Annotated in this window: 22 protein-coding genes; 11 read left to right on the forward strand and 11 right to left on the reverse strand. The window is 67.0% G+C overall.

What is annotated here, in order from left to right; genetic code table 11:
* Positions 1-10 precede the first annotated feature (10 nt).
* Positions 11-880, reverse strand: a complete 870-nt coding sequence (locus QFZ33_RS23305; RefSeq protein WP_307031421.1) for a DMP19 family protein — start codon at positions 878-880, stop codon at positions 11-13.
* A gap of 248 nt (positions 881-1,128) precedes the next feature.
* On the opposite strand from QFZ33_RS23305, the gene QFZ33_RS23310 reads away from it, so the two are divergent.
* A complete protein-coding gene (locus tag QFZ33_RS23310; protein ID WP_307031425.1) occupies positions 1,129-4,548 on the forward strand; it encodes a DEAD/DEAH box helicase in 3,420 nt (1,139 codons plus the stop codon).
* On the opposite strand, the gene QFZ33_RS23315 is transcribed toward QFZ33_RS23310, so the two are convergent.
* The 8 genes from QFZ33_RS23315 to QFZ33_RS23350 form a co-directional block, all read right to left on the reverse strand.
* Positions 4,538-5,002 (reverse strand): hypothetical protein, encoded by a 465-nt coding sequence (locus QFZ33_RS23315; protein ID WP_307031427.1) that lies wholly within the window; start codon positions 5,000-5,002, stop codon positions 4,538-4,540. The two genes, QFZ33_RS23310 and QFZ33_RS23315, sit on opposite strands and share 11 nt — an antisense overlap.
* 235 nt (positions 5,003-5,237) lie before the next feature.
* Entirely contained in the window at positions 5,238-7,571 is a 2,334-nt protein-coding gene (locus tag QFZ33_RS23320; protein WP_307031429.1) for a bifunctional SulP family inorganic anion transporter/carbonic anhydrase, read from the reverse strand.
* Positions 7,572-7,939: 368 nt separating this feature from the next.
* Entirely contained in the window at positions 7,940-8,800 is an 861-nt protein-coding gene (locus QFZ33_RS23325; protein ID WP_307031431.1) for a phosphogluconate dehydrogenase C-terminal domain-containing protein, read from the reverse strand.
* 1 nt (position 8,801) lies between these two features.
* A complete protein-coding gene (locus QFZ33_RS23330; protein ID WP_307031433.1) occupies positions 8,802-9,620 on the reverse strand; it encodes a sugar phosphate isomerase/epimerase family protein in 819 nt (272 codons plus the stop codon).
* Positions 9,617-10,480 carry a triose-phosphate isomerase family protein gene (locus QFZ33_RS23335; protein WP_307031435.1) on the reverse strand — a complete coding sequence of 288 codons (864 nt, stop codon included), beginning with the start codon at positions 10,478-10,480 and terminating at the stop codon, positions 9,617-9,619. Before QFZ33_RS23335 ends, QFZ33_RS23330 begins: the two co-directional genes overlap by 4 nt.
* The gene (locus tag QFZ33_RS23340) at positions 10,464-10,934 is read right to left on the reverse strand and encodes a ribose-5-phosphate isomerase (protein WP_307031436.1); all 471 of its coding nucleotides are present in this window, start codon (positions 10,932-10,934) and stop codon (positions 10,464-10,466) included. The genes QFZ33_RS23335 and QFZ33_RS23340 overlap by 17 nt, the downstream gene beginning before the upstream one ends.
* Positions 10,931-12,703 carry a dihydroxyacetone kinase family protein gene (locus tag QFZ33_RS23345; RefSeq protein WP_307031438.1) on the reverse strand — a complete coding sequence of 591 codons (1,773 nt, stop codon included), beginning with the start codon at positions 12,701-12,703 and terminating at the stop codon, positions 10,931-10,933. The genes QFZ33_RS23340 and QFZ33_RS23345 overlap by 4 nt, the downstream gene beginning before the upstream one ends.
* Before the next feature lie 157 nt (positions 12,704-12,860).
* Positions 12,861-14,225 carry an MFS transporter gene (locus tag QFZ33_RS23350; protein ID WP_307031440.1) on the reverse strand — a complete coding sequence of 455 codons (1,365 nt, stop codon included), beginning with the start codon at positions 14,223-14,225 and terminating at the stop codon, positions 12,861-12,863.
* Between the two features lie 213 nt (positions 14,226-14,438).
* Between QFZ33_RS23350 and QFZ33_RS23355 the strand changes: the two genes are divergently transcribed.
* From QFZ33_RS23355 to QFZ33_RS23375, 5 genes are all read left to right on the forward strand, one after another.
* Entirely contained in the window at positions 14,439-15,182 is a 744-nt protein-coding gene (locus QFZ33_RS23355; protein ID WP_307031442.1) for a FadR/GntR family transcriptional regulator, read from the forward strand.
* Positions 15,183-15,255: 73 nt separating this feature from the next.
* Entirely contained in the window at positions 15,256-15,480 is a 225-nt protein-coding gene (locus QFZ33_RS23360) for a sigma factor-like helix-turn-helix DNA-binding protein (protein WP_307031444.1), read from the forward strand.
* 294 nt (positions 15,481-15,774) lie between these two features.
* The gene (locus tag QFZ33_RS23365; protein ID WP_307031447.1) at positions 15,775-17,070 is read left to right on the forward strand and encodes an ATP-binding protein; all 1,296 of its coding nucleotides are present in this window, start codon (positions 15,775-15,777) and stop codon (positions 17,068-17,070) included.
* A gap of 121 nt (positions 17,071-17,191) precedes the next feature.
* Complete coding sequence (locus QFZ33_RS23370) at positions 17,192-17,554, forward strand: cupin domain-containing protein (protein WP_307031449.1); 363 nt, start codon at positions 17,192-17,194, stop codon at positions 17,552-17,554.
* Positions 17,555-17,631: 77 nt separating this feature from the next.
* Positions 17,632-18,489 carry a prephenate dehydratase gene (locus tag QFZ33_RS23375; RefSeq protein ID WP_307031451.1) on the forward strand — a complete coding sequence of 286 codons (858 nt, stop codon included), beginning with the start codon at positions 17,632-17,634 and terminating at the stop codon, positions 18,487-18,489.
* On the opposite strand, the gene QFZ33_RS23380 is transcribed toward QFZ33_RS23375, so the two are convergent.
* Positions 18,486-19,718, reverse strand: a complete 1,233-nt coding sequence (locus tag QFZ33_RS23380) for a benzoate/H(+) symporter BenE family transporter (protein ID WP_373427320.1) — start codon at positions 19,716-19,718, stop codon at positions 18,486-18,488. The two genes, QFZ33_RS23375 and QFZ33_RS23380, sit on opposite strands and share 4 nt — an antisense overlap.
* Positions 19,719-19,828: 110 nt before the next feature.
* Here QFZ33_RS23380 and QFZ33_RS23385 point away from each other — a divergent pair, with 110 nt between their 5' ends.
* The 4 genes from QFZ33_RS23385 to QFZ33_RS23400 all read left to right on the forward strand — a co-directional run bounded on the left by QFZ33_RS23385 (position 19,829) and on the right by QFZ33_RS23400 (position 23,048).
* Positions 19,829-20,680, forward strand: a complete 852-nt coding sequence (locus QFZ33_RS23385) for a Rieske 2Fe-2S domain-containing protein (protein WP_307031453.1) — start codon at positions 19,829-19,831, stop codon at positions 20,678-20,680.
* A gap of 98 nt (positions 20,681-20,778) precedes the next feature.
* The gene (locus tag QFZ33_RS23390) at positions 20,779-21,147 is read left to right on the forward strand and encodes a YybH family protein (protein ID WP_307031455.1); all 369 of its coding nucleotides are present in this window, start codon (positions 20,779-20,781) and stop codon (positions 21,145-21,147) included.
* A 140-nt stretch (positions 21,148-21,287) separates the two neighbouring features.
* A complete protein-coding gene (locus tag QFZ33_RS23395; protein ID WP_307031457.1) occupies positions 21,288-21,716 on the forward strand; it encodes a YciI family protein in 429 nt (142 codons plus the stop codon).
* Between the two features lie 45 nt (positions 21,717-21,761).
* Positions 21,762-23,048, forward strand: coding sequence for an RNA polymerase sigma factor (locus QFZ33_RS23400; protein WP_373427321.1), 1,287 nt, complete (start codon positions 21,762-21,764; stop codon positions 23,046-23,048).
* A 58-nt stretch (positions 23,049-23,106) separates the two neighbouring features.
* On the opposite strand, the gene QFZ33_RS23405 is transcribed toward QFZ33_RS23400, so the two are convergent.
* Positions 23,107-23,664 (reverse strand): cysteine hydrolase family protein, encoded by a 558-nt coding sequence (locus QFZ33_RS23405; RefSeq protein WP_307031460.1) that lies wholly within the window; start codon positions 23,662-23,664, stop codon positions 23,107-23,109.
* Between the two features lie 184 nt (positions 23,665-23,848).
* On the opposite strand from QFZ33_RS23405, the gene QFZ33_RS23410 reads away from it, so the two are divergent.
* Entirely contained in the window at positions 23,849-24,430 is a 582-nt protein-coding gene (locus QFZ33_RS23410) for an adenylate kinase (RefSeq protein ID WP_307031461.1), read from the forward strand.
* Positions 24,431-24,437: the final 7 nt, after the last annotated feature.

A 24,437-nucleotide genomic window follows, 5' to 3' on the forward strand; every position in this document is an offset into this window, starting at 1 on the left:
CCGCTTTGCGCTACGCCTCTACGAGGTCCTCGTCCAGCTCCGCAAACTCCACGGCGGCCACGATTTCCCTGGTGTCCGGGTTGAGCATGAAGGCCTCGTCGTCGTCCTCGATCATCAGGAAGTCGCCGTGGTCGGTGCTGAAGTGCCAGGCCAGCACCGGCTCACCGTTGTGGTTGTAGTTCGGGTCGCCCATGGTGATTTTCTGCAGCTCGTACCCGGCGATGTCGCACAGCTCGCGGATGATGACCTCGAATTCCGGGGCGTTCTCCAGGGCCGCTTCCTCGGCCTCGGCGCGCCGCTCTTCGAGGTCCGGCAGCGCCGCCACGCGCTTGGCGATGTGAGCGGTGAGCTCGTCGTCTGCCAGGACCAGCAGGCCTTCCTGACCGCGCAGCCACGCGGCGTTGAGGGCTACGATGTCCTCCGTTTCGAGGAGCGATTCGAATTCGGCGTCGAGGTCCTCCATGGCCTGTACGCGTTCCGGGAGGTCGCCGTCCTGCTCGGCGTCGGCCTCGCCGTCCAGGTAGATGTCGGCTTCCTCCTCGGACAGGGCGTCGAATGCCTCCGCGGTGCGGTCAAAGAGGTCGACATGCCCCGCGGCGCCCATACCTTCGAGGCCCTCGCGGATGTAGGCGTCAAGCTCCTCACGGTCCGGGGCGGTGAAGACATACTGCGCGAAGCCGCCGCCGAGGGATTGCGTCAGGTAGAAGTCCACGAAGTAGCTGCGCAGGGCGTTGGGCGCGATCTCCCCCGGGCCGAGGAGCTCCTGGTACATGGCGTTCACCACGGCAACGTTGGAATCAACGACCTCTGCATCACTGGCACTGCCGCCGCCTGCGGCGCCTTCGACGGTCAGGACAACGGGGTATTCGCTGGATGTCATGGGAAATCCTCACTGCAAAAAGCCGGTGGTGCTCAGGACTCTCTCAACGTACGCGCCACCGGCGCCCGCAGGTTTAGGGCGAAGTGAACGTCAGGCGAAGTTTGCGCCGCATCGCCGGAGGGACACCGACAGGACAAAAACAGAAGCGCCCGACGGCGGGCGGCCGCAAATTTGAGGGCCCCTCCAGCCCGACTAAGATGGATCAGATAACCTGCAGATTTTCGACCTGCCGAAAGTAGCGCGCACCCATGCCTTCCCAACCGGACGACAGTGCGGCACTGGCAATCCAGACTCCCGCGATCAACGACCGCTCGCTCGCGGCCGGGCTCGCCTATGCCATGGGCGGCCGTGTCTCCGGGATCTCGTTCGACTCCGCCACCGGCCTGATGCTCGGCAAGGTCCGCGGCGGCTCCGAGGTGCCTTACTCCACCACCGCCAAGCTGGTCCGGAAGGGCGGCGGCTGGAGCTGCACGGTGGGCGTCTGCAGCTGCCCGGTCCGCAAGGACTGCAAGCACGTGGCCGCGCTGCTGTTCGCAGCCGAAGACAACCCGGCCGTGAGGGTGCAGCTCCTATCCCCCGCCGACGTCTCGCGGGTGTCGCGGGAAAAGTCCGTGCCGGCGCTCTCGGACTGGGAGCAGGCACTCAGCCCCCTGATCTCGCAGGCCGGCCCCGCCCAGCAAATTGGTGGCACTCCCCTGGCCCTGCAGTTCGAGGTGGAGGAACCGGCCCCGCACTTCTCCTACACCGGCCGCCGGGATCCGCTCCGCAGCGTCCGCCAGCTCAAGGCCCGCCCGGTGATCATGGGTGCGAAGGGCAAATGGATCCGTGGCGACGTCTCGTGGAACACGCTGAGCTACCTGAACTTCAAGCGCGAGTGCAACCAGGCCCATGTGGAGTGGCTGCAGGCCTTCCTCGCCGCGCACACCGGCGGCGCGAACCGGCCTTACTCGTCGTCGTCCCTCTGGCTGGGACTGAACACCTTCGCCGGCAAGAACCTGTGGGGCCTGCTGGAGGAAGCACGGCAGATCGGCGTGGCGCTGGTGCACAACCGCGGCCAGGAACCGGTGAAGGTGGCGGCGGCACCCGCCGCGGTCGGGCTTAACCTGGGCCGCTACGGAAGCGACGGGCAGGAAGGCGGCCTGGAGCTCGCGTCCACCATCACCGTCGACGGCACCGAGGTTGATCCGGCGTCGGTGGGCACCATCGGACGCCCGGCGCACGGCATTTTCCTCACCTCCAGCGGGGACGCGCTCCCGGGGGTCGCCGCGGACGAGATCATCACCCTCGCCCCGCTCGAGAGCGGACTGAGCGAGGAGCTGCTGGCCTTCGTCACGGCGGGCAGCACGCTGCACATCCCGGCCCGGGATGAAGGACGCTTCCTCACCGGCTTCTACCCCAAGCTCAAGCAGACCGCGCGCGTGACGGCGGCGGACGAGTCCGTAGAGCTGCCAGAGCTCGCCCTCCCGACTCTCTCGCTGCTGGCCAATTACGGCGCCGACCACCGTGTGCGCCTGCACTGGGAATGGCACTACAAGTCGGGCACCATCGTCACGGCACAGCCGCTCTGGCGCCATCCCGGCGACCACGGCTACCGTGACGATCCGGCGGAAGCCCGGATCCTGGAGGCAGTGGGGCAGCCGTGGGACGTGGTGCCCAAGCTGGGTGAGTCGGCCACCGGCGGCTGGGGCACGCCGCGCCTCGCAGCCGCTGCGGAGCTGAGCGGGCTGGACACGCTCGCCTTCACGGAGGAGGTGCTCCCCCGGCTGCGGAACACGCCCGGCGTCGATGTGGACATCTCGGGCGACATCGCGGACTACCGGGAGGCCGAAGAGGCGCCGGTGGTGGCGATTTCCACCAAGGCAACCGACCAGCGCGACTGGTTCGACCTTGGCATCGTAATCACCCTCGAGGGCCAGCCGGTGTCCTTCGCGGCCCTTTTCTCCGCCCTCGCTGCGGGGCAGACACGCATGCTCCTGCCCAGCGGCGCCTACTTCTCCCTCGACCTTCCCGAGCTGCACCAGCTGCGGGCCCTGATCGACGAGGCCCGCGCGCTGCAGGACAACTCGGGCGACAAGGACGCTCCTCTGCAGATCAGCCGCTTCCAGGCCGGCCTGTGGGATGAACTTGCCCAGCTGGGGATCGTGGACGAGCAGGCGTCCGCCTGGCGCACAGCCGTGGGCGGGCTGCTGGAGGGCGGCGTCCAGGGCCTGCCGCTGCCGGCCACGCTCAACGCCGAGCTGCGCCCGTACCAGCTGGAGGGCTACAACTGGCTGAGCTTCCTGTACCGCCACAGCCTCGGCGGTGTGCTCGCCGACGACATGGGCCTGGGAAAGACCGTGCAGGCACTGGCCCTGATGTGCGCTGCCAAGGAACACGCCGCGTCTGCCGCGGACGTTAAGGAAGAGGCCACAACAGCCGACGACGGCGGCACGCCCTTTTTGGTGGTGGCGCCCACCAGCGTCGTGGGCAACTGGGAGGCCGAGGCAGCCCGCTTCGCGCCCGGCCTCACGGTCCGCGCCGTCGGCGAGACATTTGCCAAAAGCGGTGCCGACCCCGCCGAGGCCTTGGCCGGGGCGGACATCGTCATCACGTCCTACGCGCTGTTCCGGATCGACTACGAGTCCTACGCGGGACGTCATTGGGCCGGGCTGGTGCTGGACGAGGCGCAGTTCGTCAAGAACCACCAGTCCAAGGCCTACCAGTGCGCCCGCAAGCTTCCGGCGGCGTTCAAGCTGGCCATCACCGGCACGCCGTTGGAAAACAACCTCATGGAGTTCTGGGCCCTGACCTCCATCGTGGCGCCGGGGCTGTTCGCGAGCCCTTCGAGGTTCGCCGAGTACTACCAGAAGCCGGTGGAGAAGAACGGTGACAAGGGGCAGCTGGACAAGCTCCGCCGCCGGGTCCGTCCGCTCATGATGCGCCGGACCAAGGAGCAGGTCATCAAGGATTTGCCGCCCAAGCAGGAGCAGATCCTTGAGGTGGTGCTCAACCCGCGGCACCAGAAGGTTTATCAGACACACCTGCAGCGCGAGCGGCAGAAGATCCTGGGCCTCATCGAGGACGTGAACAAGAACCGCTTCACCATCTTCCAGTCGCTGACGCTGCTGCGCCAGCTCAGCCTGGACGCCTCACTGGTGGACGAGTCGCTGTCCGGTGTGCGGTCAAGCAAGCTGGACGTGCTGTTCGAGCAGCTGGAGGACCTCGTGGCCGAAGGCCACCGGGCCCTGATTTTCAGCCAATTCACCGGCTTCCTGGGCAAGGTCCGCGAGCGCCTCCGCGAGGAGAACATCGAGTTCTGCTATCTCGACGGCGGCACCCGGAACCGTACCGACGTCGTCAATGAGTTCAAGAACGGCACGGCGCCCGTGTTCCTGATCAGCCTCAAGGCCGGCGGGTTCGGCCTCAACCTGACCGAGGCCGACTACGTATTCCTGCTCGATCCGTGGTGGAATCCCGCGTCAGAGGCGCAGGCGGTGGACCGCACGCACCGCATTGGCCAGGCCAGGAACGTCATGGTCTACCGGCTGGTGGCCAAGGACACCATCGAGGAAAAGGTCATGGCGCTCAAGGCCAAGAAGTCCCAGCTTTTCGCGGACGTAATGGAGGGCGATGCGCTCTCCGGCGGCGCGCTCACCGCGGACGACCTGGCGGGGCTCTTCAACGACTGACGGATACTACGGGGCATGTTCCCGGCTGACGCCCGCATGGCCGTCCGTCGAGGGACATGGCCGCGGCCGGGGCGGGGCGCGACCCGAATGAAGTCCGCTTACTGAACCACCGCCCAAGCGCCTTGCCCTTGCCCTTCCACCAACTGTCCTCGTCCGTGTCGGTGCGCCACCGGTAGATCAGGACCACCAGCACAAACATCCCGGCGGTGACGTTCGGCCAGACGCCGGAGGCCGCGTCGAGCAGTGCCTTGAGCGCGGTGGCCAGGATCGCCGCCGGGGCCAGGGTGCGGAAGACAGTGTTGGCCAGATACCGCCGGTGGGAGCGCGGTACTGAGAGCAGACGGACCATGTCGGAACAGGCGCACACCACCACCACGGCCTGTCCCAGCGTGAGCAGGATGGACCCGGGCAGGGACCCGGCGAACTGGACCGCTGACCCCAGCCCGGAACTCATGGCCTGCACCCTTCCATGCCGTCTCCTCCGTCGCTTGCGCTGTTCCTTGCACTGCTTTCCTGTACCCGTGTGTGTCAGACCATTCAATGACGCCCGTCCACCATGAGTCACGGGGGTCGGCTACGCGTCTTTGCCGCCAGCATCACTCGCCTCTACGCAGCGGTACGCAGTTCGGCGGCCGGTCGTTGACTGGCCGCCGAACTGCGCACTCCATTCAGATGTGAATTAGGGCCCGTCAGGCCGGGGCCAGCTCTTCGGCCCGCGGCAGCGGATCCAGGTGGCTGATGCCCGTGGGCGTGATCTGCAGGACCCGGGCCGTGGCGATGTCATAGAACAGGCCCGTCACATGGACGTCACCGCTCCGGACGGTGTCCTGCAGGCTGGCGTGCTGCTGCAGCCGCTCGAGCTGGACAGCAACGTTGACCATGGCCAGCTGGTCCACCGCGCCGTACCCGGCTTTCTCAGCTGCAACCTGGACGGGGTGACCGGCATGGAACGACTCGAGGCTCGGCCGTCCGTGGTCCAGCCAGGACTGGACGGGGCAACGTTCCTCCTTCCCGTCCGGACTCGGGTCCGAGGCCTTCTGGCCGGAGGCAGGTCCGGCGAGCAGGGCGGTCATGGCGCCGCAGCCGGAGTGGCCGCAGACCACCACTGAGGTCACCGACAGCTCGTCGAGGGCGAACTTCAGGGATGCCTCAACAGACGGTTCGAGGCGGTCGCTCCCCACCACGTTGCCCACGTTCCGGACCGTGAACAGGTCCCCCGGGCCGCTGCTGGTGATCAGGTTGGGCACCAGCCGGGAATCGGCGCAGGTGATGAAAAGCGTGTCGGGGTCCTGGAAGGTGGACAGTTCCTGGACGTGCGGACGCAGCAGGTGGGCGTGGCGGCGGTGGTAGCTGTCCACGCCGTTGAGCACCGAGCGCACCGGGGCCGGGACGTGTCCGGCTGCCCCTGCGGGCAGCGGCGCAGCGTCCCGCTGCCAGCTCCGCCAGGGCGCGAAGCCGCCGCGCAGTGCCGAGCGCGACGAGCCGCGTGCGGGAGTTCCCGCCAAGGCGGCGTGGAGCGTGGCGGTGCCGGTTTCCTCGATCTCGACACTGCCGCCGTTGTTCACGTGCCGCACACGCCAGGCCTCCAGGGTGTCATGCACCGGGTGGTCGAGGTAGTCCACGTCGAGCTCCACCGTGACATGCGCCGCCGGCGGCACCGCGGCCAGCACCTTGCTCAGGCGGGGAAGCGACAGGAACGTGCAGGAGCCGTCGATGACCACGCGCCAGCGGCCTTCGGCTGTTCCGCCGAGGGGCTCCGCGTGGATGCTGGCCCGGACCACACGCCACAGGACCAGCAGCACTGCCAGCGCGAGCCCGATCAGCACCCCGGCCAGGAGGTTGACGAACACCACCGTGAGCAGCGTGGCGGCATAAACGGCCAGGTCGCCCGTGACGCGTGCCGTCTGGAAATCGGCCACCTTCACGAGGCGGATGCCGATCATGATGAGCAGCCCGGCAAGCACGGCCTGGGGCACCAGCTGAATGACTCCCGCCAGCAGCAGGGAAAAGACCAGGACCCAGATGCCGTGGAGGACGGCGGACTTGCGGGTGCGCGCCGCGGCCTCGACATTTGTGGCACTGCGGACGATCACGCCGGTGACGGGCAGGCCGCCCAGCATGCCTGACGTCACGTTGGCAGCGCCCTGGCCGAGCAGTTCACGGTTGAAATTTGTACGCTCGCCGTGGTGCATCTTGTCGACGGCGACGGCGGACAGCAGCGACTCCACGCTCGCCACCAGGGCGATTGTGACGACGCCGACCGCTATGGCGGTCCACTCCCCCTGCGGCAGGTGCGGAAGTGAGAGGGCGTCCAGCAACGAACCATCAAAGGTGATTCGGTCGACGTCGGAATTGAACGGGAGGGACAGCAGGGTCGCGGCCACCACGGCCACCAGCGGGCCGGGGACGCGGCGGACGGCTGCCGGCATGTGCTTCCAGCCGGCCAGCAGCGCGATCACCACAGCCCCCAGGAACGCGGCTTGCGGATCGAGGGCGGCCAGGCTGTCCGGCAGTGCCACAATGTTGTGCAGCGCCGCTTCGCCGGCTTCGCTGCCAAGCATCACATGCAGCTGCTGCAGGACGATGATGATGCCGATCCCGGCAAGCATCGCGTGCACCACCACCGGCGCGATGGCAAGCGCCACACGCCCCACCTTGGCCATGCCAAGCAGCACCTGGAGGATGCCGGCGGCCACAGTGATGGCGCAGGTGACGGGCCAGCCGAACTGCTCGATGAGGCCTGCGACGATGACGGTCAGGCCCGCTGCCGGGCCGCTGACCTGCAGCGGCGAGCCGCCCAGGCTGCCGGCGACGATGCCTCCCACTGCGGCCGCGATCAGTCCCGCCATGACCGGCGCGCCCGACGCCGCGGCGATGCCGAGGGACAGCGGAACGGCAACGAGAAACACCACGAGGGACGCCGGCAGGTCCCAGCGGAGGCCCGATGTCAGGCGTGCCAGGACTGGTATCCGGCTCCTGCCGGGATGGATGGGTCGTGGATCCGTGGCGGCTGGCGAGGGCATATAAGTCCTTAGCTCGTTCGAAGGGTCCTTATCCACGCTATTGACGCCCCAATGCCGCCCGCAAGGATACGGCCCGTGAGAAGAAACACGAGGTCAGACCGGACATAATGCGAAAACTAGTGCACTAATCCATTCGTTTGCATAAAGGAAACGCTGCTTCGAATGAGGCAGTTCCCCACGCCGCAAGGGGTCCCCCACCGGGCAGGAAAACCGGCGCCGTTCAAGTCACGTTGAGGCCGGACATGCCCGACGGCGGATCAGCCGGCAAAGATTTAACGTGCCGGAAATCTTTGAAGCACCGCTTAAACGGCAGAGGATCCATCCGGGGGATGGATCCTCTGCCTAAAGCCGGGTTGTCGGCTGACGGTTTAGCGCTTGACGGCGTCCAGCTTCAGCATCTTGGCGATGACACTGTCGAGCTCTGAGTCGTCGAAGATCTTCTTCCAGTCGTCCTTGATGATGGTGTCCTTGCCGTACTGGATGGCGATTTCGCAGGCCTCGGAGAACGGGTTGGAGCCGCGCAGGGCGTTGGTGAGGGCGATCTGCACGTGGCCGAACAGCATGGCCTTGGCTGCTTCCTCAGGCACGCCGGCGGTGTGGACGGTCTCGTGCAGGGCTTCGTTGAGCAGGGTGCCGATCATGCAGGCCACGGTCTCCACGAGGGTGGGCTCGAGGATGGCGAGCTGCTTCACGGTGACCCAGTGGACGTCGATCACGGGGGCGTAGATGACGCGGATGGTGGCCTCGGCGGCAGCCTTGGTGTCCTCGGTGGCGTCCTCGTCGATCGCGGCGACGACGTTCTGCGGGGCGCCCTCGCCGCCGAAGGTATCGGCCCATTCTTCCTTGGTGGTGCGCTCCAGGAACACGGACGGGTGGCAGGGGTGGGCCACGGCCTGGACGACGTCCTCGCGCTGGGCGAGCAGGCCGGCGTAGGCGGCGGCCGGGTCCAGGGTGAGCAGGATGGCGCCGGACTTCATCTGCGGGACGACGCCTTCGGACACGACGCCCAGGACGGTGTCCGGAACGGCGAGGATCACGACGTCGGCGCCCTTGACGGCCTCGTCGGTGGCGGTGATTTCACGGCCTTCGGCGCGGACGCGGTCCTGGCCGCCGGGTGAGTTCTCGGAGTAGAACACGGTGTGGCTGGACTTCTGGAGGTTGCGGGAAACGCGCATCCCCATCTTGCCTCCGGCTCCGATAACGGCGACGGTCAACTGTTCTGCAGACATTTCATTTGCTCCTTAGGAAATCGAGGCTTTGCTGGGTCCACTGGTTTTCGAGGCGGATGGTTTCGTCCTCGGAGTCCTGCCACGGCAGCCAGTGTTCGACGATCTGGTTGATGTTTCTTTCTTTGGGCTGAAGCTTCAGGGCCATGTAGTCGTAGTCCAGAAGGCCTTCGCCGAGCGGCGCGCCGGAGTATGTGAACCCGACCCACCCCTCCTTGCGGCTGAACGCAAAGTCTTTGATGTGCATGTTCAGGACGTGGGGTGCGACGGCGTCAATCACCTCACGCGGCGACTCCAGGGCCGCCACGGTGTTGGCCGGGTCGCTGCACACGCCCAGGTACAGGCTTCCGACGCGCTCCACGACCTCCAGGATCCGGGACGTGGGTACCTGTTCGTAGGTCTCCAGCGCGATCCGCACCCCGGCTGCCTTGAACTCGGGCAGGATCTCGGTGAAGATTTCCACCGCCTCGTCCGCCGTCGGGGTGTGGCCCGGGACGTTGAACATGGTCCGCAGCAGCGGCGCACCCAGGATCTTGGCGATGTGCAGGAACCGGCGCAGGTGCTCGGGCCGGATGCCCTTGGTGCCGAGCTCCAGGCTGATCCCGAACGAGTCGGAGGTGGCCCGCACGGCCCGCAGTTCGTCGTCGGTCATGGTTTCCAGCGGTGCGTAGTCGCAGATCTGGAACAGGTCCACACCCAGCGCCGCGGTCCGCCCGAGCGCCTCGTGGATGCTCAGCGGACGCGAAACCCGGTCCGAAAGCTGCCAGAAAAACGCGTAGCTACTCAGTCCGATCCTTGAACCATGGCCTCCAGTGGCGTTCATGCCCGGCCCCCCACGGTTTGCAGCAGTGCCGGTTCCAGCAGACCCGGTTCCGTGAGTCCAAGGCGCTCTGCGGCCTCGTCCAGGATGTCCCTGACGGCTGCCGGATTGTGGGCGAAGCGGCCCAGGAACAGTCCGGCGACGGCGGGACCGAGCTGGCTGATGAGGCCGGGGCCGGCGCTGCCGCCGTAGATCACCCGGCTGTCCTCCTGGCCCGCGCGACTGCGCAGGTGGTCGTCCAGCCCGGTGATGACTTCGCTGATGAACTTAGGCGAGGCCGGTTCGGCTGCACCGATGGCCCACTGCGGCTCGTAGGCCACGATGGTGCGCCCGGTGCTGCCGAGGCTTCCGGCCCGGTTCAGGACGCCGTCGATTTCGCGGGTGCAGTGCTTGATGGCGTCCGCCGGGGTGCCGCGGTCGGGTTCGCCCACGCACAGCACCGGGGTGAGGCCGTTGCGGTAGGCCGCGGCGGTCTTCAGCCCGATCACGTCGTCGTCCTCGCCGAAGATGCGGCGCCGTTCGGCGTGGCCCACCTCGGCGTAACGGCCGCCGGTTTCGGCCACCATCTTGCCGCTGACCTCGCCGGTGAAGGCGCCTTCGTCCTCCCAGAAAATGTCCTGGGCGCCGGCCGCCGCCCCGGCGGCGGACAGGATCCGCGCGCACTCGGGCAGGACCGGGTGGGCCGGCAGGGCAAACAGTTCAATGTCGCCGCTGCGGACGGCCGGGTGGGCCGAGGCGATGTCAGCCACGTCCCGGCACCAGCCCAGGGTGCGTTCGTAGCCGAAGTACATCTTCAGGCTGACGCCGATGATCGCCCGCTGCCGGACTGAACCGGCGGCGGAGGGGTTAGCAGGAAGTGACACCTTCATAGTCCTTAATCAGGGTGACCTTCTCGGCGGATGCCGAGGACTCATCAAAGGTGTACGTCAGCCATTCCTTGGCGAGCCGGCGGGCGAGCTCCAGGCCCACGACGCGCTGGCCGAAGGTGAGGACCTGGGCGTTGTTGCTCAGGATGGAGCGCTCAACGGAGAAGCTGTCGTGCGCGGTGACGGCGCGGATGCCGGGGACCTTGTTCGCGGCGATGGCGACGCCCAGGCCCGTGCCGCAGACCAGCAGGGCGCGGTCGGCCTTGCCGGCGGCGATGAGTTCGGCGGCGGCGATGGCCACGGACGGGTACGGGGTGTGGCTCGTGGCGTCCACTCCGACGTCCTGCACGGACTCGACCAGTTCGCTGGCTTCCAGGTCCGCCTTCAGGGCTTCCTTGTACTCGAATCCGGCGTCGTCGGAACCGACGATCAGGCGCAGTTTGGCGCTCATGCGTTCTCCTTAGTGGTGGTTGCTGCAGCTTTCGCCTCAGCGAAGGTGTTGTGGATGGCGCGGACGATCAGCGCCATGGATACGGCGCCGGCATCGGGTGTGCCGAGGCTCTTCTCGGCGTGCGGGCGTGCCCTGCCCATGAGGGGCAGCAGGTTGGCGGTTTCCTCGGCGGCCTGCTGGGCCACGGTGGCTGCCGCGCCCCAAGCGTCGGTGAGGGACTGCCCGGAGCCGACGGCGGCGGACAGGGCGTCGCGGAACGGAACCAGCACGTCCACAAGGGTCTTGTCGCCCACCTTTGCCTTGCCGAAGCCCATGATCGAGGCGGCGGCCTCGGCCACTCCGGCAGCTACAGCGCCGCCGTCGGGCGTGTTGCTGTCCCCGATCGCGTCCCCGACTGCCCGCAGGGCCATGCCCCAGAGCGCACCGGAGGTGCCGCCGGCCCGGTCGGCCCAAGCGTCGGCGGCCAGATGCAGCGTGCTGGCCGCACCGGCACCGCGGTCGACGGCGTCCGTTGCGGCCTCGACCGCGGCCCGGACACCGCGCTCCATGCCGATGCCGTGGTCGCCGTCGCCGGCGATCGCATCGATGCGGCCCAGTTCCTCGACGTTGGCGTCAACGACGTCCTTCGCGGCGGCGAGGGCGGCCAGGACACGCACTGCAGCTGCACGCGACTCGTCCGTGGCTTCCGGGATCACCACGTCTTCTGCCGCTTCCGCGGACAGTTCGCCGGCGCTGAGGGCAGCAGTGTCGAGGGCAGCGGCCGTGACGGCACCGCGGCGGAAGGAAGGCGCGTCAGCGGGTGCGTTCCAGAGGGTTTCCAGTTCCTCGTCGAGCCAGAAGAGGGTCAGCGAGGTGCCGGCCATGTCGAAGCTCGTGACCAGCTCGCCGACCTGCGGGTCAACGGCTTCCAGACCGGCCTCGGCCAGGAGCTGGGCGACGCGGCGGTAAACCACGAACAGTTCCTCGTACTTCACGCTGCCCAGGCCGTTGAGGATAGGCACCACCCTGGCGCCTGGCGCCAGGAGCCCGTCCGGGACCTCGGTGAGGAGCTTGGTGACAAGCAGTGCGGCGAGTTCGTCCGCCGTCGGGATGTCCGTTTCAGCGATGCCGGGCTCACCGTGAATGCCCATACCCACGGCCATCCGGCCCTCCGGGACGGTGAACAGCGGGTTCTCGGCCCCGGGAAGGGTACAGCCGGTGAACGCGACGCCGAAGGACCGGGTGCGGTCGTTGGCACGCTCGGCGATTTCCACCGTGGCGTCCATGCTGTAGCCGGCCTCGGCTGCGGCGGCCGCGACCTTGAAGACCGTCAGGTCCCCTGCGATGCCGCGCCGCTTCGCGCGCTCCTCCAGCGGGGCGGAAGAAACGTCGTCCGTGACGGCGATGCTGCGGCAGTCGATGCCCTCACGGCGGAGGCGCTCCTGTGCCTGGGTGAAGTGCAGGACATCGCCGGCGTAGTTGCCGTAGCCCAGCAGGACGCCGGCACCGTTGTTGGCGACCTTGGCCACGCTGTAGACCTGCTGCGCCGAAGGGGATGCGAAGAGGTTACCCATCGCGGCACCGTGGGCCAGGCCCTGGCCGACCAGCCCGGCGAACGCCGGATAGTGCCCGGAACCGCCGCCGATCACCAGCGCCACCGTGTCCGCTGTGCTCTTCGTGCTGCGGGCCACGCCGCCGGAAACGCGCCGCACCCACAGGCCGTGGGAGGCAACAAAGCCCTCGATCATCTCATCAGCGAACGCTGCGGGTTCATTGAACAGGCGGGTCATTGCGGTTTCTCCTGAGGTGGCTGTTGGCCGGTGGTTGGGCGCTGGGTTCCCTAACCGAGCTTGCGAGGTTAGGGAACCGTTGGGGACGAAATCGGTCTGGTGTGGTTGCGCCCTCCTTGGCGGAGGGCGCAACCGGCTTTGGGCGGCAGCTGGCTTGCTAGGGCTCGGAGTGGTGTCCGGCGCCGGCGGGATCCAACGCCTCGGCGGGCACGCCCTCGCTGATTTTGCCCGAGCGGCTCAGGGCCACCATGAGGATGCAGGACAGGAGCATGAAGCCGCCGACGACGAACATCGGCACCGTGTAGTTTCCGGTCAGGTCCTTGAGCCAGCCGGTGACGTAGCCGGCGCTGAAGCCTGCCAGGTTGCCGACCGTATTGATCAGGGCGATGCCGGCAGCGGCGGCTGCGCCGGTGAGGAACTGCGTGGGAACAGTCCAGAAGTTGGGCAGTGCCGCGAAGATGGACATGGCCGTGACGGTGATGACGGCGATGGTGGCTGCCGGGGAACCTGCGAACAGGGCCAGCGGGATGCTCAGTCCGCCGATGAGGGCCGGAACGGCGATGTGCCAGGTCTTGACGCCGCGCTTGGTGGCGTCCTTGGACCAGAAGTACAGTGCAAAGGCGGCCGGCAGGTACGGGATCGCGGTGATCAGGCCCTTCTGGAAGACATCGAACTTGGTGCCGTAGATGCCTTCAAAGCCCGCGATGATGGTGGGCAGGAAGAAGCCGAGGGCGTACAGGCCGTAGATGAAGCCAAAGTAGATTGCGGAGAGCATCCAGACGCGGCCGTTGCCGAAGACGGTGCGGACGCTGACGTGCTTGTTGCTGGCAGCGGTTTCCTTCTTTTCCTTCTCCAGCGCACCGGTCAGCCAGGTCTTCTCTTCGGCGGTGAGCCACTTGGCCTTCGCCGGGGAGTCTGCCAGGTAGAACCAGGCAATGATGCCGATGATGATCGCGGGGACGGCAACGCCGAAGAACATGACGCGCCAGCCGGCGAGGCCGAAGAGGCCGTGCTGCTGGATGAGGAGGCCGGCCAGCGGGGCACCGATGACGGTGGTCAGCGGCTGGGCCAGGTAGAAGAGTGCGAGGATCTTGCTGCGGTGCCGGGCCGGAACCCAGAGGCTCAGGAAGAGGATGGCGCCCGGAAAGAAGCCGGCCTCGGCCACGCCGAGGATGAAGCGCAGGATGTACAGCTGCTCAACGTTGCCGACCCAGGTGAACAGGAGCGAGACGATGCCCCAGCTGACCATGATGCGGGCCAGCCAGCGCCGGGCGCCGAACTTATGCAGGGCCAGGTTGCTGGGCACCTCGAGCAGGATATAGCCGATAAAGAAGACGCCGGAAGCGAAGCCGAACTGCGCCGCGCCGAGGGCGAGGTCCGTGTTCATGCCGTTGGGGCCGGCAAAGGAGATGGCCGTGCGGTCCAGGTAGTTGATGAAGAACATCAAAGCGACGAACGGCACCAGCCGGATCGCCACTTTCCTGATTGCAGATCTTTCGACCACCGATTGTGTGGTGTCCACATTGACTCCTAGATATTGGTATCCCCGGCCGCATCCTGCTCTGGATGCTTAGGGGTTGTCTCATGCCCTACGCCGGCAGGAGACCGGCATTGGCTACGCGTTGTGAGATCAACCATACGATTGGCAAGGCAAATTGGTCAACCGGTTGACGAATTTCTTCGGCGTTCGCTGTTTAGCCCCCGAAGTTGGTCAGCCGGTTGCTACCCTTTGAAGATGTCCGCAAACTCCGCAGCCGCCATGGCCAAGATCAGCGCCGCCCTTGGCCCCATGGAACAGGGGTCGGTGGTGTCCGAGGTCGCGGAGCGCCTGCTTGCCTACTTCACCAGCGGAGACATAGCGGCCGGCACCAGGCTTCCTGCCGAACGGACGCTTGCCGCATCCCTCGGCGTTGGCCGGTCCGCAGTCCGCGAAGCGTTGGCAGCCCTGGAGATCCTGGGCATCGTGATCGTGCGGCCGGGCTCCGGCACGTATCTGCGGGACGGCGTCTCGGAGCTGCTGCCCCGGACCCTGAGCTGGGGCCTCATGCTGGGCGCCCCCCGCACCCGCGAGCTGGTGGAGCTCAGGAGCGGGCTCGAGGTGCAGGCCGCGCAGCTGGCGGCTGAACGCATCGACGATGCGGCGCTGGACCGCATGCGCGCCAACCTGCAGACGATGGAAGACAACCTCGAGGACCTGGCCGCCTTCGTCGAGGCGGACGCCGCGTTCCACCGGGAGATCGCTGTCAGTTCGGGCAACCAGGTGCTCCGCGAGCTGCTGCAAAGCATCCGCTCGCTGCTGCGCATTTGGGTGGACCGGGCACTGACCGACGAAGGCCATGCGGCCGCGGCGCTGAAGGAACACCGCGAAATCTTCATCGCCCTCGAAGCCCATGACCCCGCTGCCGTCACCGCGACCATGCGTTCACACATGCAGACTGCTACCCGGCGGCTGCTCGCGGGGTTCGACGCCGCCCAGTAGAGCGCCTGATGCTGCCCAACTGTGGGGGTGCGTCCCTAGGAAATCTCGAAGGCCGCGACGCGAGTCTGTCTCCATGGTCAATGCCCAGAGCGAGCCGGCGGGCTCCCACGTCAGCGAGGCCCTGATGATGCTCGACATGGAGCAACGGGACGTCCTGCTGGCCCTGCATTACGGGCGGCTTACGGTCGCCGAGGTGGCAACGCAGTTCGGCATTTCCCCCGCCCTGGTTAGCCGCCGCGCCCTCGCAGCCCTGAGGACCCTCCGCCGGTTGCTTGACCAGGGCGCACAGGCCCCGTAACTCTTCGATCCCGGTCCGCTGCCTGCACGGGCTGAAGAAACAGTTTTTCTAACTCGTATTGCATGGAAAAGATCGCTTTATCTTATGTGATTCCCGGCTCATACTTTTGGAGTCGGCCCCCAGAAGAGAACGAGACTGCCATGACCAGCACCGCAACTGCTTTCCGTACGAATCCAGCCAAAGATGTCGAAGTAGATGACGTCTGCGACGACGCCGCCTACTGCTTTTACTGCGACGGGCCGGAGACCGACTGATGGCCGCGCAGTCCCGGCCCCCGCACTCGGGGCAGCGCATATGAAACCCTGGCGTCTCCGCGAGTTCCATCCCGAGGACCTGGACCAGCTGGTAGAGGTCTGGCAGGAGTCCCGGAATACGGGCAAGCCTGCGGTCTACAGCCTGTCCGAGGTCCTTTCCGCCTGCACGGACCAGCAGGCCGTCGTCGCCGTCGCCGGGGAACGGCTGATCGGGGCCGCCGCTGCCACCATCGAAGCGGACCGCGCCTGGGTGATCATGCTCGCCCAGGCCGCGGACTGGCGTGACCAGGGTCTGGGCAGCGCACTTCTTACCGGTCTGGAGTCACGGCTCATGGCCCGCGGAGTGCTGAGGATATCCGCGCTGGTGCGCTCAACCGAGTCGCCCGTCAAGGCCTTCTCAAACAGCAAATACGGTGTCGAGGACGGCCTCCTGTACTTTGAACGCGTGGTCCCGGTCCAGCGCCAGGAGATAGGACCATTGAGCCAGCTGGGCGGCCGCGTTCTGCCCCGCGGGCTGTGGGAGTCGATGGCCGGCATGCACAAGGAGAAGGAACTCATTGAGCAGCGGCTGATCCTCCCCCTTGCGAGGACCGATCTCGCCGCCTCACTCGGCGTCGTTCCGCCGCGTGCCGTCATGCTGTTCGGCCCGCCGGGGACCGGGAAGACCACCTTTGCGAAGGCAGTGGCTTCACGGCTGGAATGGCCGTTCGTCGAGGTCTCCCCCTCCCGCCTCGCCTCGGACCCGAGGGGCCTGGCCGCAGCGCTGCGACAGACCTTCCAGGACATCTCGCACCTCGACCATGCAGTTGTCTTCATCGATGAGGTCGAGGAGATCGCGGCCCAGCGTGGCGGAAAGCCGCCGTCACCTCTTCAGGGCGTCACGAATGAACTGCTGAAGATCATTCCCGCCTTCCGTGAGCAGGAAGGCCGGATCCTCATCTGCGCTACCAATTTCATCCGGGCTTTGGACACTGCCTTCCTGCGGCACGGACGGTTCGACTACGTGATTCCGATCGGACTGCCCGATCCCGCCGCCCGGGAAGCCATCTGGACCAAGTACATCCCGGAAGCCGCGGCCCGGCACGTGGATGTTCCCGCCCTGGCCCGTCAAACGGAACGCTTTTCCCCCGCAGACATCGAATTCGCCGCACGGAAGGCCTCGCAACGCGCGTTGGAGTGTGCTGTACGCGATTCACCGGATGGCACCGGACAACCTGCTGAGGGCTCGCTGACCACGGAGAGCTACCTCAAGGCTGTCAGTCAGACCAAGGCCACAGTGACCGAAGCCATGGTCAACGAATTCAGGGAGGACATCGAGCGGCTCGCCCGCACCTAGACCTATATTTCCCGTCCTTGACATGCGGGCCGGCCGGGCCTAGAACGTGGCATAACAGGCAGCAGCCTCTGCGATCCAAGCCTTCATCCCACAGCAGGAATATCTACAACAGGAGGTCAAGATGCCAGGTTTAATCCGCAAGAGTTTCGACTCCCCAGAAGAAACCCGGCCGTTTGAGGGCGGCAAGGGCCAGCTCCAACTAGTGAACCTGGAGGGCGGCAGCGTTGGCAGGGCCACGTTCGAGCCGGGCTGGCGGTGGTCGGAGCACGTGAAACCGATAGCGCAAACGGACAGTTGCCAGGCTGCCCACATGGGATACTTCATCTCCGGCCGGATGAAGGTCGTCATGGACGACGGCGAGGAGATGGAGTACGGGCCGGGCGATTTCGCCATCATGCCGCCCGGACATGATGCCTGGACCGTTGGCGATGAAGCCTGCGTGGTGATCGACTGGCAGGGGTTTACTGACTACGCGAAGAGGTGAGCAGCACAGTTTGGTGAGGCGGCGCCGCGCAACCCGCGTTTGGGTGAGGCGGCGCCGCGCGTGACATCATACGGAGCATGGCCCAGAAAATAGCGTTCCAGGGTGAGCCCGGCGCCAACTCAGACATCGCCTGCAAGCAAATGTTTCCGGAGCTGGAGAGCGTTCCGTGCGCCAGCTTCGAGGACGCCTTCGAGCTGGTGTCCAGCGGCGAGACGGATCTGGCGATGATCCCGATCGAGAACTCCATCGCCGGCCGGGTGGCGGACATCCACCTGTTACTGCCGCACTCGGGCCTGCAGATCGTGGGAGAGTTCTTCCTGCCCATCCACTTCGACCTGCTCGGCATCCCGGGCAGCACCATCGAGGGGGCCATCGAGGTTCACAGCCACATCCACGCCCTGGGCCAGTGCCGGAAGCTGATCCGCGAGGCCGGGCTCAAACCTGTGATCGCCGGCGATACCGCCGGGTCAGCCCGCGAGGTGCGCGAGTGGAACGATCCCACCAAGCTGTCCCTCGCGCCGCCGCTCGCTGCCGAGCTCTACGGCCTTGAAGTTCTGGCCTCAGCGGTCGAGGACGACCCCTCCAACACCACCCGCTTTGTGGTCCTGGCCCGGGAGACGGAACTGCCGGCCCGGGAAGCGTTGCCCGGACCGGCAGTCACCAGCTTCGTGTTCCGTGTCCGGAACGTTCCGTCTGCGCTCTACAAGGCACTGGGCGGCTTCGCGACGAACGGCGTGAACATGACCCGGCTTGAAAGCTACATGGTGGGCAACGAGTTTGCCGCGACCATGTTCATGGCAGATGTCGAAGGCCACCCCGGGGACCTGCCGCTCAGCCTGGCTTTGGAGGAACTCGACTTCTTCACCACCGAGGTGTGGATCCTTGGTGTCTACCCGGCCGCCGAACACAGAACACAGCGGGTGGCCAGCAACTAACCCGCAGTTTTGCCCTGCGGCCTGTTCCGGACCTTGAGGACCTCGCGGACCAGGAGCCCCGCCAGCAGGGCCCAGAACGCTGCCCCAATGCCCATGAAGCTCAGCCCCGATGCGGCCACGAGGAAGGTCACCACGGCGCCCGTCCGCTCGCCCGGCTCTGCCAGCGCCGAGGCGGCAGACCCGGCGAGTGTGCCCAGCAGGGCGAGTCCGGCGACGGCTTCCAGCACCCCCGGAGGAGCCGCAACCACGAGGGCGGCGAGCCCGGCGGAGAAGGCTCCCAGGAGCAGGTAGGCCAGACCCGACACGAAGCCTGCCACCCAACGCCGGCCGCGGTCTGCGCCTGCTTCCTCCCCGGCTGCCAGCGCGGCGCTGAGCGCGGCAAGGTTGACGGCGTGGCCGCCGAACGGCGCGGCCAGCAGCGTGCCGGCACCGGTGACGAGCATGGAGGCCCGCCACGGCGCCTGGTAACCGAAGGAACCTAGCACTGCCACCCCAGGCACATTCTGGGACGCCATGGTGACGATGTAAAGCGGCAGGGCGATGCCAGCCACCGTGCCCAGGGACCAGGACGGTGTGGTCCACTCCATCGCCGGCAGCAGGCCCGCCGCCGGCACGGCCCGTCCTTCAACAACCAACTGGACCACAATGCCGGCGAGCGCAACGGCCAGCGCGCCGGGAACCGACCAGCGGGGCGCCAACCGTGACAGCACCAGCCAGCAGAGCAACACCGGTACCACCAGCAGCGGAGCGCTCTGCAGGCCCTCCACCGGGGCAAGGCACAACGGCAGCAGAACCCCGGCCAGCATGGCTTGCGCCAGGGGTGTCGGGATGCTGCTGATCAACCGCCCCAAAGGGCGAACGAGCCCGGTCACAGCGATCAGAACCCCGGTCACCAGAAAGGCGCCGACGGCGGCCGGCCATCCGCCGTCGGGAACTCCCGCGACGGCCAGCAGGGCGGCCCCCGGCGTTGACCAGGCCAGGGTCACCGGGACCCGGCTCCGCCAGGCCAGGAGCACGACGCCGGCGCCCACCACCAGGCAGAGGGCCAGGAGGCCGCTCGACGCCTGCTGCGGGTTCGCCCCCACGGCACGGAGGCCGGAAAGGACCACGGCGAAGGTCGAGGTGAAGCCGACAAGCGCCGTCACGATGCCCGCCATGACAGGCCTGACCAGCCCCTCGGAAACCGGGGCAGCGGGGTCGCGGGCTATACGGGGTGAGGACAACGGCATGTGCAAGTACGTTACCGGAGACTGGCCTGCCAGCACCTTGTCATCGTGTCCCAGGCGATGCAGACTTTGGTGGACCACCTTTCCTGACTGCCAGGCCGAAGGAGTCCGCCGTGAACCCACTGCATGCGCTAGTTGATGCCATTGAACACTTCGACAGGATGGACGGGGTGGCGTCCGCCATCTCCAAGGCCGTTGGGAAAGCCGTACAGCCGCGGCTGGTCCGCAACACCCTCAGCGGCACGTCACTGGGCCATCCGCTGCATCCCGTCCTTACCGACTTCCCCATCGGGGCCTGGACCATGGCAACCGTCCTGGACAGCGTGGGAGGGCCCGCCTCCGAGCCGGCCGCCGACATCCTGGTTGCCGTGGGAATAGCAACAGCCGTTCCAACCGCAGCCGCCGGCCTCAACGACTGGTCCGACACGCAGGGAAAGTCACGGCGGGTGGGGCTGGTCCACGCGGTGGCCAACGGATCGGCGCTTTGCCTGTTCTCGTCCTCGGCCGTGGCCCGTGCCGCCGGCAGCCGGCCCCTCGGAAAGGCTCTTGGGCTGGCCGGCTTCGGCGTCCTGATGTTCGGCGGCTTCCTCGGCGGCCACCTCAGCTTCAGCAACGCGGTCAACGTCAACAAGACAGCAGGCAGGACGGGCCCCAGGGACTGGAAGCGCGTTCTGGCGGAGTCCGAACTGGCGGACGGGGAGCACCGGAAAGTGGACGCGGGCAAAGTCTCGGTTCTGCTGTACCGCTCCGAGTCACGGATCCTGGCCCTGGACAGCGTGTGCAGCCACATGGGAGGTCCGCTCGAGGAGGGAGAGATCACCGACGGCTGCATTGCCTGCCCCTGGCACGGCAGCACGTTCCGGCTTGAGGACGGCCACATAGTCCGCGGGCCGGCAACCACGCCCCAGCCAAGCTATGAAGCCAGGGTGAACGAGGGCCAGATTGAGGTCCGCCGGCGCGGATAGCAGCCGCTGTGCGGAGCGCGCAGTTTCCCTCTAGCTTCCGCACCCGGCTGCTGATAGATTGCCCACCTCAGACCGGCAGGAGTCCTGGGGAGGGCACCGTGGGAATACCCGATCCGCATGCGCTGCACATGGCGTGGGCCGCGCGCTTCAATGCCAGGGACGTTGACGGAATGCTTGAGTTCTTCGAGCCGGATGCGGTGTTTGTTCCCCAGCCGGGCGTGCCCACAACCGGCGAGGACAGCGTCAACGCGATGATGGGATTCCTGCAGGCGGGACTGCCCATCAGGATGACCACCCGCCAAGTCTACGTCCTCGGCGATATTGCCCTCGCCATCGCCGAATGGGCCATAAAGGGCACTGCGGCCGACGGCAGCGATGTGGACCTCCAAGGCAGGACGGCCGACGTCCTGCGCAAAGGACGCGAGGGTTGGAAGTTCGCCATCGACAACCCCTTCGGCACTGCCTGAACTGCGGCCTGAACCCGTCCCGCGCTGCAAAAACCCGGCCAGCCAAAAAAATCCAGGCCGCCTGTCGATTTCTGCAAGACCCGTTCGACGGGATAGTAGACGGACGCACACGGCGTCCACGTCAAGGCAAGGAGAAAACCATGAAGTACATGTTCATCATGCGCGCCACGGACGAAGCCATCGAAGCGTCGAAGCAGGTTCCGTTCGAGGAGATCCTCAACCAGATGGGCGCCTACAACGAACAGCTCATCAAGGCTGGCGTCATGCTCGCCGGCGAGGGCCTGACCGACCTGTCCGAAGGCTCGGCCTTCGTGGTCAACTTCGATGAGGAACCGCCGGTGGTGACGGATGGCCCATACGGCGAAACGCATGAGCTGTTCAACGGCTTTTGGATTGTCCAGGTGGCCTCCACGGAAGAGGCGAAGGAGTGGGCCAGCCGCTGCCCGCTTGGTCCAGGATCGAAGCTTGAGGTCCGCCGGATAGCTGAAGCCGACGACTTCGCTGACTTCGCGGACAACGAGTACATCCAGAAGGAAGCGGTGTGGCGCCAGGAGCTGAACCAGCCCTGAGCAGGCAGGCGGACAACGGCGGGATCCGGCGGAGGCCCAGCAGGAATGGAGGAGGCGGTGAGCGAAGAGGCGGCGAACCAACAGGCGGGGGCCGCGGTGCGGCGCCGGATTGATGCCCTGTGGCGCATCGAAGGCGCCCACATCGTCGCGGCCCTCGCCCGTGCCACCCGGGACGTCGGTTTCGCCGAGGACCTGGCCCAGGAAGCCCTGGCCGAGGCCCTGGTCCAATGGCCGGAATCCGGAACTCCTGATAATCCTGCCGCCTGGCTCACCGCCGTGGCCAAGCGCAAGGCCATCGACGTGTGGCGACGGTCCGAGCGGCTGGAGGAGCGGTACCGGGCCATTGCCCGGGACCTGGAAGACGACGACGGCGTGGCCTGGGTTCCGCTGGAGGACGACGTGCTCAGGCTCGTGTTCACCGCGTGCCACCCCGTCCTCTCCCGGGAGGCCCAGATGGCCCTGACGCTGCGGGTGGTGGGCGGCCTCACCACCGAGGAGATTGCACGGCTGTTCCTGGTTCCCGTCGCCACCGTGCAGCAGCGCATAGTGCGGGCGAAGAAAACGCTCGCGGCGGCCCGGGTGCCCTTCGAAGTTCCCGAGCCCAACGAGTGGGGCGCCCGGCTGGGAGCTGTCCTCGGCGTCGTCTATCTGATGTTCACGGAAGGGTACGCGGCCACCACGGGAGATGCATGGATCAGGCCCGACCTGGCGCGCGAGGCCCTGCGGATCGGGCGCATGCTGGCCGGGCTGGTCCCCCGCGAACCCGAGGCCCACGGGCTGGTGGCCCTGATGGAGTTCCAGGCGTCCCGCTTCGCCGCCCGCACCACACCCGACGGGTCTCCGGTCCTGCTGGCGGACCAGGACCGGACCCGGTGGGACCGGGCGCAGATCGGCCGGGGCCGTGCCGCCCTGCGCCGCTGCGACGCGCTGGGACGGGGCCGCGGCAATTACGCGCTGCAGGCCGCCATTGCCGAATGCCACTCGATGGCACCCAGCGTCGATGACACTGACTGGCAGCGGATCGTGCTGCTCTATGAGGCTCTGGGCAGAATCGCTCCCAGCCCCGTGGTGGAACTGAACAGGGCAGTCGCGGTATCCATGGCCACCGGACCGGCGGCCGCGCTGGCCATCGTGGACGGCCTCGCCTCCGCAGGGGCCCTGCGCGGAACGCACCTGCTGCCCAGTGTCCGCGGGGAACTGCTGGCCCGGCTCGGGAGGGCCGGGGAGGCGCGCTCCGAGTTCATGACGGCGGCCGGACTGGCCAGGAACCAGCGCACGCGGGAGCTTCTGGAGGAGCGCGCCGCCGGCATATTGCCGGCACCCGGCACCTGACCGGCACCGGTCAACCACCTGGCACCCGGGCACCGGCACCCACCCGGCTCAGTCCGGTTCAGCCGCTGAAGGTGACGTCCCTGGTCTCTTCCACGGCGGCGGTCCGGCCCGGCCCTTGGTGGTATTTCCAGTAGAGGTTCGTGAAGGCAATGACCTGGTCCGGCGGTGGGGCACCCCATTCGGTCAGGTCCTCGGTAGTGTGGGCGTCGCTGACCAGCGTAACGTCGTAGCCGCGGACGAACGCCCCGTGGATTGTGGACCTGATGCATTCGTCCGTCTGAGCTCCGGCGACCACCAGCCGGCCCACCGCCGCGGCAGCCAGCACCTGCTCCAGATCGGTGTCATCAAAGGCGTCGCTGAATGACTTGTGCACCACCGGTTCCTGCTCGCCGCGCCGCCCCAGCTCGGGCACATACTCCCAGGCCTCGCTCCCCTTCTCCAGCCGGTCATCGGAATGCTGGACCCAGACGACCGGAACCCCGGCTTCGCGTGCCCTGTCCACCAGTGCTGCGATGTTGGCCACCACGGCGTCCCGCTGGTGCGCTTCGGCCACCACCCCCTGCTGCACATCAAGCACCATCAGGGCGGTGTTGGGCCGGTCCGGCAGCGTGGTCATGAGCGTCTCGGCATGGTCATAATGAGCTCCTTGATGGTGGGTCCCAGCGTAGGAGCCGCCGCCGCCGTTGGGAACACCCGGGAAGTTGGGAATACCCCCGGCATGATTACCCACCCATTGCAGGCGGAGCGGGCGGGCGGAAGAATAGCCCTAGCGTGCTTTCTCGGCAGATCGGACCAAAAGCATGACCCGCATCCTGCTCATCGGCCCGCCCGGCTCAGGCAAGGGCACCCAGGCGCACCGGCTCAGCGGACAACTGCACATCCCGGAGATCTCCACCGGCGACATGTTCCGCAGCCATCTGGCCAACGGTTCACCCTTGGGCCGGGAAATCAAGGAATTCCTCGACGCCGGCAACCTCGTCCCGGATAATCTCACCACCGCCATGCTGCGGGACCGGCTGCAGGAACGGGACGCGAGGAACGGCTTCCTCCTGGACGGCTACCCGCGCACCGTGAGCCAGATGGACGACCTCGACGGCATCCTGGACGCCACCGGGACCAAGCTCGATGCCGTGGTGGAAATTACCGCCGACGACGATGAGATCGTCCGGCGGCTACTGCTCCGCGCCGAGGCCGAAGGGAGGGGCGACGATACTGAAGACGTCATCCGCCACCGGCTGGAGCTGTACCGGCGGGAAACGGAACCGGTCATCGCGCGCTACGGCCGGCGCAGCCTGCTGGTGAGCGTCGACGGCACGGCGGACATTGACGGGGTCACCGTGAGCGCACTGCAGGGCATCGAAGCCGTCAGGGCGCAGCCCTGAACACCCT

The sequence above is a fragment of the Arthrobacter globiformis genome (assembly GCF_030815865.1).
Taxonomy (GTDB): domain Bacteria; phylum Actinomycetota; class Actinomycetes; order Actinomycetales; family Micrococcaceae; genus Arthrobacter; species Arthrobacter globiformis_B.